Genomic DNA, 12,843 nt, shown 5'->3' with positions numbered 1-12,843 from the left:
TTCAATGTATCAAAAGATCATTATCATTGGCAACTTAGGACGCGACCCGGAGATGCGGTACATGCCCGATGGCACGGCCGTTACCAGTTTCAGCGTCGCCACCAGCTCGCGTTGGACCGACAAAGCCAGCGGCCAACCCCGCGAAGAAACAACCTGGTTCCGCGTTAGCGTCTGGCGGCAGCAAGCCGAAACGGCCAATCAATATCTGACCAAAGGCAGCAAAGTATTGGTCGAGGGTCGCCTGAAGCCAGACCCCACAACCGGCGCACCGCGGCTGTGGACGCGACAGGATGGCACCGTTAGCTCATCCTATGAAATCACGGCCGACACCGTGCGCTTCCTGACGCCCAAGGGTGAAGGTGGCTACGCCAGTGGTGGTGATTTCGCCGAAGAAGGCGCGCCAGCCCATGAAGAAGACGACATTCCTTTCTAAGACGAGCAATACCCGCCAGGTTTGCAACAACCTGTCCGGTCTGTAGAGTAAAAACGGCGAGCGGGTTTTGCCCCCCTCGCCGTTTTGCATGTCAGGCGGGTTTGACGGCCGTCACCCGACCACTTAACACATGCGGTTTGCCGGTCATACGCGGCGAAGCAGCCAGTTCCACGTTTGGGTTGGCTTTGTCACGCACGGAAACGGCCGTAAACCCGGCCGCATACATAGCCGCCACGTAATCGGCCACATCCTCCGCGCCGGTGATGCAGCCGGTCCAGGCAGCCATATTGGCCCGTTCCTCCGGTGTAAACTGCCCCAACGTTACCACATCAGACACGGCCATTTTGCCACCTGGCTTCAGCACGCGGAAGGCTTCACGGAAGACGGCCGGTTTGTCTGGACTAAGGTTGATCACACAGTTAGAAATGATCACATCTACCGTGTCTGCGGTCACCGGCAGCGCTTCGATGTGCCCTTTGCGAAACTCCACATTTTCCAGGCCCACCACCGCCTTGTTGCGATTGGCCTTCGCCAGCATCGCATCCGTCATGTCCACGCCAATGACGTGACCCTCTGGCCCCACCTGGCGAGCAGCCATGAAGCAGTCAATGCCACCGCCGGAACCCAGGTCCAGCACCGTTTGCCCCGGCTGTAATTCAGCCAGGGCGATGGGGTCGCCGCAGCCCAGCGACAAGCCGGTCACGTCGTCTGGCAGCCAACTGGTATCGCTCTGGTACAGGTTGGCGAATAGTCCCTCGGCATCGGCGCTGGGATTGTCGCCGCAGCAGTCACCGCCATCGCCACAGCAGGAGGAAGCCAGTTCCAGTTTGAACTCGTCGGCGATACGGCCGTAGCGCGCCTGCACTTCTTCATGTATCTTTTCGGGGGTTAACTCTTCCATTTTGCACCTCATATTGATGTTTATCTATATATCTAGCTAAAAAAAGAGCCAGACGTTAAGGATTGACAGGTATTTCTTGCAGCCGGATGAAAGGGCTTTCTGCTACCTTTTCCGGCGCAAAGCGGAACAGCAGCGTGCCACAACATTCGGCGATGGCGTCCTGATTCAGGGTGTAAAACACTTGCTTCCCATCACGCCGTGTATGCACCAACTCCGCCTCACGCAAAACGCCCAGGTGATGGGAGACGGTTGGCTGCGTGACGCCGCCAATTTGCTCCACCACGTCATTGACGCACAGCCAGCGGCAGCAGAGCAAGTGCATAATCTGCTGCCGGGTATCGTCGGCAATGGCTTTGGCAAACGTCACAGGGTCCATCATTTCTCGATATATCGAAGATTGTCTATATGATAGCGCAGGATTATTTTTTGTCAAGCGCAGAGACGTTGCATTGCAACGTCTCTGCGCTGGCAGCAATTCTCAATTTACCCTGGTGTGCTAGTAGGGGCGGGACGGCGCGGACGGGGAACAGCCGCAGCGAAGACATTTTCCCGCGCCGTCTCGCCCAATGGGACCCAAAGAGGGGCGAGATAGGCGGGAGGCCAGGCATTGGTGATTGGCAAAAATGTTGCACCGCCCATCCCGCCCCTACGGCTGGATTGCAAATTGATAATTGCTGCTGCGTGGGGAACCTTTTTGACTTAAAAGTAGCCCACCGATAGAATCCACGAACAATTTTCTAGTCATAAATGGGACAAAACTGTATGCGAATTGTAGTAGACGCTATGGGCAGCGATAACCACCCTGGCCCAGATGTGGCCGGCGCGGTGCTGGCTGCCCGCGAATTTGGGGATACTATTATCCTGGTGGGCGACCGGGCGCGGATTGAGGCGGAGCTGGTGCAATTAGATGCAGCCGGTTTACCATTGGAGATTCAACACGCCGGGCAAGCGGTGAGCATGACCGACAAACCGTCGGATGTGGTGAAGAGCAAACCGGATTCTTCGATGCACGTAGGGCTGAGCCTGGTGCGCAGCGGCGCAGCGGATGCGTTTGTCTCGGCGGGCAACACCGGCGCGGTGTTGGGCATTGCCATGCTGCGCCAGGTGGGTCTGGGGCGCATTCCAGGCGTGAAGCGGCCGGCGCTGGGGGTGATTTTCCCGACGAAGGAACGGCCGTTTCTCATGGACAACGGCGCCAATGCCGACTGTCGGCCAGAGTACATGCCCCAATTTGGCCTGATGGGCAGCCTGTACGTGTCGCAGGTCTTGGGCATCGCCAACCCGCGCGTGGCCCTCATCTCCAACGGCGAAGAAGAAGGCAAAGGTAATGCGCTGATTAAAGAGGCCATTCCCCTACTGGCGGCCAGCGGGCTGAATTACATTGGCAACATCGAGCCAAAAGAGTTTATGCGCGGCGCGGCCGATGTAGCCCTGACCGATGGGTTTACCGGCAACATTATGATGAAAACGGCCGAAGCTATCGCCAGCTACATGTCTGACCTGATCCGGGAAGAACTGATGGCAAACCCGCTAACGGCCGTTGGTGGCCTGCTGGCAAAATCGGCGTTTGGGCGGGTGCGGCGGCGGCTAGACCCGCACGAAGTGGGCGGCGCGCCGCTGTTGGGCGTGAACGGGGCGGTGATTGTTGGACACGGCCGTTCCAACGCCTACGCCATCAAGCAGGCGGTAGGGCAGGCGCGGCAGTTGGTGGCCCACAACGTTGTGGCGTCCATCGCGGAAGGTTTAGCCGCAGTAAAACCGGCGGCTGCCCAACTGAAGGAAGAACTATGACAAATTTTCTGGATGCCCGTGGACGGCCCCGAATTGTGATCACCGGCCTGGGCATGATCGGACCATTGGGCCACACGGCCGACGAGAGCTGGGACAATCTGATACACGGCCGTTCCGGCGTCGGCCCCATTACCCAATTCGACGCCAGCCACCTGCCGGTGCGGATTGCCGGCGAAGTGAAGGACTTCAATCCCGGCGATTACATGAACTTCAAAGAATCGCGGCGCATGTCGCGCGCGTCGCAGTTGGCCGTAGCTGCGGCGACAATGGCCCTGACTGACGCCGGGCTGGCGCATGGCCTGCCGGACAACGAACGCACGGGCACGCTCATTGGCACCGGCGTCGGCGGGTTTGAGGTGGGCGAACGGGAGACGACGGTGCTGCGCACCAAAGGTTTCAGCCGGGTCAGCCCCTTTGCCATGACTTCTTTTTTGCCCAATATGCCCAGTTACCACGTCAGCCTGCTGGCTCAGGCTATGGGTCCCATCAGCACCGTGGTGGCTGCCTGCGCCACCGGCACACAGGCCATCGGCGAAGCGGCGGAGTTTATCCGGCGCGGTTCGGCCGATGTGGTGATTACCGGCGGCGTGGAGGGGTTGATCCACGAATCGGCCATCGCCGGATTTGCGGCGATGCGGGCGATGGCTACCAGTTACAACGACGCGCCAGAGAAGGCCAGCAAACCGTTCGACAAAAACCGTGAGGGTTTTATCCTCAGCGAAGGGGCGGGTGTGGTGGTTTTGGAACGCCTGGACCAGGCGTTGGCGCGTGGTGCGAAGATTTACGCCGAACTGTTGGGCCATGCTTCTTCTTCGGATGCGTTTCATGTGGCGGCGCAGGACCCAGACGCGGCTGGCGCGGTGCGGGCCATGCGTTGGGCCATTGAAGATGGCGGTCTGCGAACCGGCGACATTCAATATATTAATGCTCACGGCACAGGCACGCCGATGAATGACCTGACGGAAACGCTGGCGATTAAACGGTTGTTCGGCGAACCGGCCTACGAAATCCCTGTCAGCAGCAACAAATCTATGATGGGGCACGCCATGGGCGGTACGGGAGCCATAGAAGCGATTTTCTCGGTGTATACGCTGACGCATGGCCTCATCCCGCCGACATGGAATTACGAGACGCCAGATCCCGAATGTGACCTGGATTATGTGCCCAACGTGCCGCGCCGGGCCGACGTGCAGAGTGTGTTGTCTAATTCGTTTGGGTTGGGCGGGCAAAATGCCTGCCTGGTCCTGGGGAAATACGCCAATCACATCTGAAAGAAAAGGGATCTTTGGGATTTCACCACGAGAGGCACAGAGGCTTGTCCTGAACGTAGTTGAAGGAACACGGAATGTTTACAGGTTCAATCTCTGTGCCCTCCGTGTCTCCGTGGTAAATAGTTACCTGAAATCAACCATTTTTAACAAACCAACGAACTGAGTGCTATGATTATCTTACGCGATGAAAAACGGATTGCCCGGCTGAGTCTGATAGCCAAAATTACCAGTTATGGCGGCATGGGTATTTTGCTGCTTGGTCTGGCGTTGGCGTTTGTGTCGGCGGATTTCCAGCGGGTGTTTATCTTTCAGTTGATGGCCCTGTTTGTGGGTTGGATTGCGTCGCAGGTGGGTATTTATCTGACACAGCGGTACGTGCGCAGCCCACGGCCGGACCAGGTATTGGATGAAGCGGCGCGGAAGGTGAGCAAAAACGGCCGTATCTACCACTTTCTCCTGCCGGCCCCGCACACCCTGCTAACGCCTCAGGGCATCATCGTCTTTAACCCCAAGCCCCATACCGGCAAAATTAGTGTACAGGGGGACAAATGGCAGCAGAAGGGCGGTTTTTTGCGCCGGTTGTTGGGGCAAGAACCCATTGGCAACCCAACGCAGGAAGTGGAAAGAATGGTCGAGGGCCTGGCTAACTTCATCCGCAAAAATGCCCCAGAGGTGGAAGAAGTGCCCATCGGCGCGTTGATCGTCTTTACCACCAAAGGCGCATCAGAGCTGGACCTGAAAGAGTCGCGCATCCCGGCCATGCACTACACCAAGGTCAAAGGCTTTTTGCGTCAACAGAAACATGAGGTATTGTCGCCAGAGGTGTATGGGGCCATTCGTCGGGCGTTTGATGGTCAGGCGGTGCATCTGGCCGAGGTTGTGTATGAGGGAGATTCAAGCTAACGTTTATTGGCTGGCTGGCAAATCGGTGAACCTGTATCTGTGTGTGGATGGGGATGGGTTGACGCTGATTGACGCTGGAATGCCGAAGAATGAAGGGATGGTGCTGACGGCCGTTGCCCGGTTAGGCTATCAGCCGACCGACCTGAAGCGCATCGTCATTACCCACGCCGATCTGGACCACGCCGGCAGCGCCGCGGCTGTTCAGGCAGCCACCGGCGCCCTGGTGTATGCCAGTGACGACACGGCCGTTTTCCTGCAGAACGGCCGTTCCCCCAAACACCTCCCCTGGCTGGCCCATATCATCGCCGATACCTTCTTCAGGTACAAACCTGTGCCTGAGGCGGCGCTGCGCCATTTCCGGGCTGGCGACACAGTGCCGGTGATGGGCGGCCTGGAAGTATTGGCGACGCCGGGCCACACGACAGACCACTACTCCCTGTACAGCCCGACGACCGGCTTGTTATTTGCCGGTGATGCGCTGAACACACGTAACGGCCGTCTCCAATCCTCTCCCCCGGCCATCACCGCCGACAAACAAGCCGCCCAGCAGTCCGCCCTTCGTTTATTGGAAAAAACGCCGTCTCTCTTCGCCTGCGGTCACGGGGCGCCGCTGGCCGACCCCGACGGCAACCATCGGATGCAGTTGTATACAGAACTGACACAAAATTGAGGTGTTCCCATGGCCTTGCAACAAAGAGCCGTCTTAGAACGAGAATTAAACGATTTGCGCGAAGATATTTTGCGTCTGGGCAGCCTGGTGGAAACAGCCATAGACCAGGCCATGACCGCCCTGGCGCAGCGAGACGTGCGGCTGGCTCAAGAAGTAATCGTCGGCGACCATGAAATCAACGCCCTGCGATTCAAAGTTGAAGTAGAAAGCCTGCGTATTCTGGCTACCCAGCAGCCATTAGCCATTGACCTGCGCGTGGTGATTGCCGGTATTCACATGGCGGTGGAACTAGAACGCATTGGCGACCACGCCGCCGGTATTGCCAAGCTGGTCTCGCGCCTGGAAGGCGAAGAGTCTATAGATACATTGTACAAGCTGCCCAAAATGGCTAAACGCGCCAGCCAAATGGTGGAGCAGAGTGTGCGTGCTTATATTGAGCGTAATGTAGACCTGGCTTACAGCGTGATTAAACGGGATGATAAACTGGACGATCATTATCGCAAACTCTATGTGGGGGCTTTAGAGCAAATGCAGCAAGACCCCGGATACATTCGGCGGGCCACTTTCCTGCTGTGGATTGGTCATAATCTGGAGCGGATGGGAGATCGGGCGATTAACATGGCCGAGCGGGTTATCTTTATGGTTACCAGTGAGTTTGTGGAAAATCTGGACGATATTGACGACATTGACGATTTTGGGGCGTTACTGCCCGAGTAGACAACCCAGTAAAAGGATGGCCGGTGGGGAATGAACGGCCGTCCTTTTCCCCCCAAAAATAAATTGCCGTTTGACAAGAGATAATTATCCACTAGAATTTCTTCGGTATCAAAGTACTATTGATGAGGAGGTGATAACTGGAATAGAAGAGAAAAACCTGTTATACGCACCACCAAGTTCCCCCCCACTATCAAGTCACGTAAGTTAAGCTGTATAAAATTCATCACTGAGTTCTGTAGATGATAAAAACATCCTTAGGAGGAGAAAACATGAAACGATCAACTCTCTTGGTATTGTTATCCCTGTTGTTGGCCCTGTTCCTGGTTGCCTGCGGCGGCGGTGGTACCACCACTGAGCCGGCCGCCCAGCCCACAACCGGCGCAACCGCCCCCGAAGCTCCCGCCGCCGCCACCTGTACCGATGCCATCGGCTGTGTGGAAATCGCCGCCGGTGATCCTATTCTGCTGGCGTCCTCTCTGGTCATTTCCGGCCCCAACACGGAACTTGGCCTGGACTCGCAGTATGGCGTAGAAATCGCCATTGCTTTGCGCGGCGAAATTATGGGCCATTCCATCACCTTGCAGCCAGAAGATGACGGCTGCAGCGCCGAAGGTGGACAAACCTCAGCCCAGAAAATCGTCTCCAACCCGCAGATCGTCGCCATGATTGGCACGAGCTGCTCTGGCGCTGGCGTTCCGGCAGCCAAAATCATATCGGATGCTGGTTACGCCATGGTCTCCCCGTCCAACACCTCCCCGTCACTGACCGATCCGGCGCAGCATCAACCCGGCTATCTGCGCACCGCCCACAACGACGAGGTTCAGGGCGCGGCGATGGCCGAATTTGCCTACAATGAATTGGGCATCCGCAAAGCAGCGGCCATCCACGATGGCGACCCCTACACCGAAGGTCTGGCATCTGTCTTCTCCGACGCCTTCAAAGCTCTGGGCGGCGAAATGGTCGCTTTTGAAGCGGAAGCCGCAGACGCGACCAACGTGGAGCCACTGCTGACTTCCGTCGCTACGGCTGGCCCAGAATTCATCTATCTGCCCGTTTTCATCCCGTTGGGTTCGTTGATTGTGAACACAGCCAGCGACATTGACAGCCTGAGCGGCGTCATCCTGGCCGGCGCGGATGGCATTCAATCGCCCAGCTTCCTGGCGAATACGTCTGGCACGTCTGAAGAGATGTATGCCTCTGGCCCAGACCTGAGCTTCAGCAATGCCTTCTACACCGACACCTTCCTGCCATTGTATCGGGAAAAGGCCGGCGGCGACCCCACTGCGCCATTCCATGCCCACGCCTTTGACGCCACCAACATGGTGCTGGACGCCATCGAAAAGGTCGCCCAACAAGGGGCCGACGGTTCGTTGTTGATCGGCCGTCAGGCGCTGCGCGATGCTTTGTTTGCCACTTCCGGCCTGGAAGGTATTACCGGAACCATCACCTGCAACGCCAATGGTGACTGCGCCGACCCGAAAATCTCCGTCAGTCAGGTCCAAAGCGGCGAATTTGCTCGCATATGGCCCTAATCTTCAAGCATTCGGCTATGTCTGACATGCCGAGTTAATAAGAACAGGCTCCGGCCATGCCCGGAGCCTGTTCTTATCTTCATTTGGTTTAACCGTTCTCGACACGCAGGAGTATGGTCTCGCCCGTTGTGGCCGTGACCTTATGGAGCAGGAGCGCATGTCCCCACGATTCAAAGAGATTGATTTCATCGGCGTCTTTTTGTGGTTGTTTCGGGCTGTCATCATTGTATTGGTTATTTATGGTACGGTGGCCAAGCTGTTTTTGGGGGTGGGAAATACGTACTCCGCGTCCACATGGTTAGATTTTTTCATTTCAGGTCTGTCGCAAGGCAGTCTTTACGCGCTGATCGCCCTGGGTTACACCATGGTTTACGGCGTTTTGTTTATGATTAATTTTGCCCATGGTGAGTTTTTTATGTCGGGGGCGGTGACGTCTACTGTGTTGGTAGCGACGTATTTAAGCGCATCGGGGTTTTTAGATTCTAATCCATTGCTGGGGCTGCTGCTGATTACGGCCGTTTCCATTCTCACCGCCATTGGCATCTCTTTGTTAACCGAACGCATTGCTTACCGCCCGCTGCGGCGCGCGCCCCGACTGGTTCCACTGATTACAGCCATTGGCGCGTCCTTTTTCTGGCAATATTTTTTTCGCGGTCTGTTTGGCTCGGCGCTGATTCCCTTTCCCGTCCCGGCTGTGCTGCAAGGGCGCATCTCTATCTTTGGCCTGGAGTTTTTGCGCACTCGCGTTGTCGTCATGGCTACGACCGTTTTGGCCCTGATATTCCTCTCCCTTTTTATCCAGCGCACCAAAACAGGCAAAGCCATCCGCGCTGTCGCCGAAGATAAAGATGTCGCTGCGTTGATGGGCATCAACGTAGACCGCACCATTTCCATCACTTTTGCCATTGGCGCCTCGATGGCTGGCATCGCTGGGGTGTTGTGGGGCCTGGTGTTCCGCCAGGTTCATTTTTACATGGGCTTTGTGCCGGGCATCAAGGCGTTTACGGCCGCTGTGTTTGGCGGCATTGGCAGCATTCCCGGCGCAGCGCTGGGCGGCTTGCTGCTGGGCGTGATCGAGGCGGTGGGGCCGCCGCTGTTCCTGGAAGGATTGGGACTGACCGGCGCGCACCAATTGAAAGACGTTATCGCCTTTACCATGTTGGTGTTGGTGTTGATCTTCCGTCCGCAAGGTCTCATCGGCGAGAAGTTGGCCGAGAAAAAGGCTTAAAGGAGCGACCCATGACCCAAACAGCGAACTTTGGCAAAGCGGTCCGTATTGGCCTGATCGCCGGGGTGGTGGCTTTAAGCGTCAGCGCCATTGGCATGGTTCAATCGTTTGACGTGCGCGACATTATCACCGGTGTTTTAACATTGGGACAGTTGTTATTATTTGGCGCGGCGCTGCTCGCCGGGTATTTTTCCTGGCAAAAGGGTGAAGGGGTCGCGCCGTTGGGGGTTGTGCTGCGTGGTCTGACGGCCGGCTTGTTAACGGCCGTTCCCGTCATCGCCCTCATTTTCCTGACCATCGCCTGGCCAGGCATTCGCACTTCCTTCGTCAACGTCTCACCGGCGCTCATCGAAATTCTGACGTTTGGGCAGGAACCAGTCACCGGCAGTCTGATCCTGTTGGCCGTCATGGGGGTGTTGGGTGTCCTGGGCGCGGCTTTCGACATGCTGCCGCAGCGCATTCAGAAGCCGCTGCTGTATGGCCTGTTATGGACGCTGTGCATTGGCTTGTTGTCGGAGATTTTGCTGCTGATTTTACGGCCGTATGCCCCTCGCGGCCTGCTTAGCTTCTTGTTTGGCGCTAAAGGGATTACCCCGGTGACGGCCGTTCTCATCTTCATCCTGGCCACCGTTGGCAGCGCCTGGTGGGCCGCCCAGGGCCAGGGCGCCATGCAGCAGCGCCGCGCCACCATGTCGCCATCTACCGCCACCCAACTACGCCGCCTCAACATCGGCCTGCTCATCATTTTCATCCTCATGCTGCCCATCATCATGGGAACCTACCTCACCGAAGTCGCCAACATTGTGGGCACATTCATTCTCATGGGGCTGGGGCTAAACATCGTCGTTGGTTTTGCCGGTCTGCTCGATCTGGGCTACGTCGCTTTTTTCGCCATCGGTGCTTATGTGATGGGGCTGCTCACCACCGAGGGACACCTGGGTATCGGCGGGTTGTCATTTTGGACGGCGCTGCCCTTCAGCGTATTGGCCGCCACCACCGCCGGGATCATCCTGGGCATCCCTGTCCTGCGAATGCGCGGTGACTATCTGGCCATCGTTACCCTGGGCTTTGGTGAAATCATCCGCGTCCTTGTCGTCTCCGACCTGCTCAAACCATATATCGGCGGCGCGCAAGGTATCCTGCAAATCGGCCGGCCACAAATCGGCAGCTTCGTTTTTGTCCAGCCGCAGCATTTTTATTACCTGATATTGGCCGGCTGTCTTTTGGCCGCTTTTGTTTCCTGGCGTTTCCGCGATGCGCGGTTAGGGCGGCAGTGGATGGCCCTGCGCGAAGATGAAGACGTTGCCGAAGCGATGGGCATCCGCCTTGTCAGCACCAAACTGATGGCTTTTGCCACCGGCGCCGCTTTTTCCGGTCTGGCCGGGGCTATTTTTGCCGCTCGCCTTAGCTCCATCTTTCCCCACAGCTTCAACCTGCTCATCTCCATCAACGTGTTAAGTCTGATCATCGTTGGTGGGCTGGGCAGCTTGCCTGGCGTGGTGGTCGGCGCGTTGGTGCTGGTGGGCCTGCCGGAACTGCTGCGCGAATTTGCCGAGTATCGGATGCTGCTGTATGGCGCGCTGCTTATCGTCACCATGCTGCTGCGCCCCGAAGGGCTGTGGCCTTCACCCATTCGCCGCCGCGAACTGCACGAAGCGGAAGAGATGGCGCACAGGCACGACGATGAGCTGGAAGAAGCCAGCTCGCTGGCCTAAGTGATCATCTAGAAATTACATGGCCCAGATTGGACCAATCTCCAAGATTGGTCCAATCTAAAAAACAGGAAGTTACTCCTAGACGATTACTAAGCAAAGAGGATACATCCATGACCAACATCCTGGAAACACAAAGAGTTGTGAAACGATTTGGTGGTTTGGTGGCTGTCAGCGACCTGACTTTTAGCATTCCTCTGCGCTCTATTGTCAGTATTATTGGCCCCAATGGCGCGGGGAAAACCACCTTCTTCAACTGTATCACCGGCTTTTACAACATTGACGAGGGGGATATTGTGTTTAACGGCCGTTCCATCAAAGGCCGCTCCCCTGACCAAATCGCCCAACTGGGCATCTCCCGCACCTATCAAAACATCCGCCTGTTTAACTCCATGTCCACCATTGAAAACATCTTGTGCGGCATGGAACCCCAACTGCATTCCAATTGGATCGGCGCGCTTTTCCACCTGCCCACAACGGTCAAGGAAGAACGGGAAGCCCTTCAAGAAGCCAACCGCCTGCTCGATTTTGTGGGGCTGCGCGGCAAAGGCGACGACCTGGCCCGCAACCTACCCTATGGCGATCAGCGCCGCCTGGAAATTGCCAGGGCCTTAGCCAGTAAACCCAAACTGCTGCTGCTGGACGAACCAACGGCCGGCATGAATCCCCGTGAAACAGCCGAAACCACCGAATTTATCAAACACATGCGCGACGAATTAGACATCACCATCCTGCTCATCGAACACGATATGCGCGTGGTCATGGGCATTTCCGAATACATCACCGTGTTGGATTACGGCAAAAAAATCGCCGAGGGTCTACCGGCCGACATCCAAAGCAATCCGCAGGTTATTGAAGCCTATCTGGGGCGCGGCGCGGCCGCCAGCGCGACTATTGAAGTGCCTGTGTAACCCGTGTAAACGGAAGACACTGAACACTGGTCACTGAGCACCGAATACCGAAAACTACGACGAAAGAGGCAAGGAATCATCCAGATGGCCCTACTCGAAATCAACAATCTACACGCCTACTACGGCAACATTCACGCCCTGAAAGGTATTTCACTGAAGGTTGAAAAAGGTGAAATTGTTTCCCTCATCGGCGGCAATGGCGCCGGCAAAACCACCACGCTGCGCTCCATCAGCGGCCTGATTCCGCCAAAGCCGGGCGCTATCACTCTGGGCGGCGAAGATTTAAGCCAATTCAAAGCCCATCACCTGGTCAGCAAGGGCGTGGCCATGGTCCCCGAAGGGCGCGGTGTCTTTGCCAAATTGACAGTGTTAGAAAACCTGGAAATGGGCGCTTTTCACCGCACAGACAAAGAAGGCATTCTCGCCGATATACAAGCTGTCTATGACTTGTTCCCTCGTCTGGCAGAACGTAAAAAGCAGCTCGCCGGGACCATGAGCGGTGGCGAGCAGCAAATGTTGGCTATGGGCCGGGCGATGATGTCACGGCCCAACTTGCTGCTGCTGGACGAACCCTCGATGGGTCTGGCTCCGGTTCTGGTGGAAGCCATTTTTGACACCATTCTAGCCATCAACCAGACTGGCACGACTGTCTTGCTGGTGGAACAAAACGCGCATATGGCCTTGCAAGTCGCCCATCGTGGCTATGTACTCCAGACCGGGACCATCGTTCTCAGCGATTCGGCCAAAGAATTGCAGAGGAATCCGATGGTCCAG

At 56.7% G+C, this 12,843-nt stretch carries 13 protein-coding genes; 11 read left to right on the top strand and 2 right to left on the bottom strand.

The features are described from left to right. Window positions 1-4: 4 nt before the first annotated feature. Complete coding sequence (gene ssb / locus IPM39_17885; GenBank protein MBK8987910.1) at window positions 5-433, top strand: single-stranded DNA-binding protein; 429 nt, start codon at window positions 5-7, stop codon at window positions 431-433. Between the two features lie 91 nt (window positions 434-524). Here ssb and arsM read toward each other — a convergent pair whose 3' ends face one another. Beyond that, on the bottom strand, window positions 525-1,334 hold the full coding sequence (gene arsM / locus IPM39_17880) for an arsenite methyltransferase (GenBank protein MBK8987909.1): 810 nt from the start codon (window positions 1,332-1,334) through the stop codon (window positions 525-527). Between the two features lie 55 nt (window positions 1,335-1,389). Then, window positions 1,390-1,713 (bottom strand): helix-turn-helix transcriptional regulator, encoded by a 324-nt coding sequence (locus IPM39_17875; protein ID MBK8987908.1) that lies wholly within the window; start codon window positions 1,711-1,713, stop codon window positions 1,390-1,392. Window positions 1,714-2,096: 383 nt separating this feature from the next. On the opposite strand from IPM39_17875, the gene plsX reads away from it, so the two are divergent. The 10 genes from plsX to IPM39_17825 all read left to right on the top strand — a co-directional run. Beyond that, window positions 2,097-3,125, top strand: a complete 1,029-nt coding sequence (plsX, locus tag IPM39_17870; protein MBK8987907.1) for a phosphate acyltransferase PlsX — start codon at window positions 2,097-2,099, stop codon at window positions 3,123-3,125. Next, window positions 3,122-4,396, top strand: a complete 1,275-nt coding sequence (fabF, locus tag IPM39_17865) for a beta-ketoacyl-ACP synthase II (protein ID MBK8987906.1) — start codon at window positions 3,122-3,124, stop codon at window positions 4,394-4,396. Before plsX ends, fabF begins: the two co-directional genes overlap by 4 nt. A gap of 168 nt (window positions 4,397-4,564) precedes the next feature. Further along, complete coding sequence (locus IPM39_17860) at window positions 4,565-5,299, top strand: NERD domain-containing protein (GenBank protein MBK8987905.1); 735 nt, start codon at window positions 4,565-4,567, stop codon at window positions 5,297-5,299. Beyond that, window positions 5,280-5,969 (top strand): MBL fold metallo-hydrolase, encoded by a 690-nt coding sequence (locus IPM39_17855; protein MBK8987904.1) that lies wholly within the window; start codon window positions 5,280-5,282, stop codon window positions 5,967-5,969. The genes IPM39_17860 and IPM39_17855 overlap by 20 nt, the downstream gene beginning before the upstream one ends. Window positions 5,970-5,978: 9 nt before the next feature. Next, entirely contained in the window at window positions 5,979-6,686 is a 708-nt protein-coding gene (gene phoU, locus IPM39_17850; protein MBK8987903.1) for a phosphate signaling complex protein PhoU, read from the top strand. A 269-nt stretch (window positions 6,687-6,955) separates the two neighbouring features. After that, entirely contained in the window at window positions 6,956-8,218 is a 1,263-nt protein-coding gene (locus tag IPM39_17845) for a branched-chain amino acid ABC transporter substrate-binding protein (GenBank protein MBK8987902.1), read from the top strand. 157 nt (window positions 8,219-8,375) lie between these two features. Further along, a complete protein-coding gene (locus tag IPM39_17840) occupies window positions 8,376-9,446 on the top strand; it encodes a branched-chain amino acid ABC transporter permease (GenBank protein MBK8987901.1) in 1,071 nt (356 codons plus the stop codon). Between the two features lie 11 nt (window positions 9,447-9,457). Further along, window positions 9,458-11,161 (top strand): leucine/isoleucine/valine transporter permease subunit, encoded by a 1,704-nt coding sequence (locus IPM39_17835; GenBank protein MBK8987900.1) that lies wholly within the window; start codon window positions 9,458-9,460, stop codon window positions 11,159-11,161. Window positions 11,162-11,271: 110 nt separating this feature from the next. Beyond that, on the top strand, window positions 11,272-12,069 hold the full coding sequence (locus IPM39_17830) for an ABC transporter ATP-binding protein (GenBank protein ID MBK8987899.1): 798 nt from the start codon (window positions 11,272-11,274) through the stop codon (window positions 12,067-12,069). Between the two features lie 84 nt (window positions 12,070-12,153). Beyond that, window positions 12,154-12,843: ABC transporter ATP-binding protein (locus IPM39_17825; protein MBK8987898.1), on the top strand; the 690-nt coding region annotated here is incomplete at its 3' end.

It is taken from the genome of Candidatus Leptovillus gracilis (assembly GCA_016716065.1).
GTDB lineage: Bacteria > Chloroflexota > Anaerolineae > Promineifilales > Promineifilaceae > Leptovillus > Leptovillus gracilis.
The sequence above is the reverse complement of the archived record's forward strand: the minus strand, read 5'-3'. Positions and strand labels throughout refer to the sequence as shown.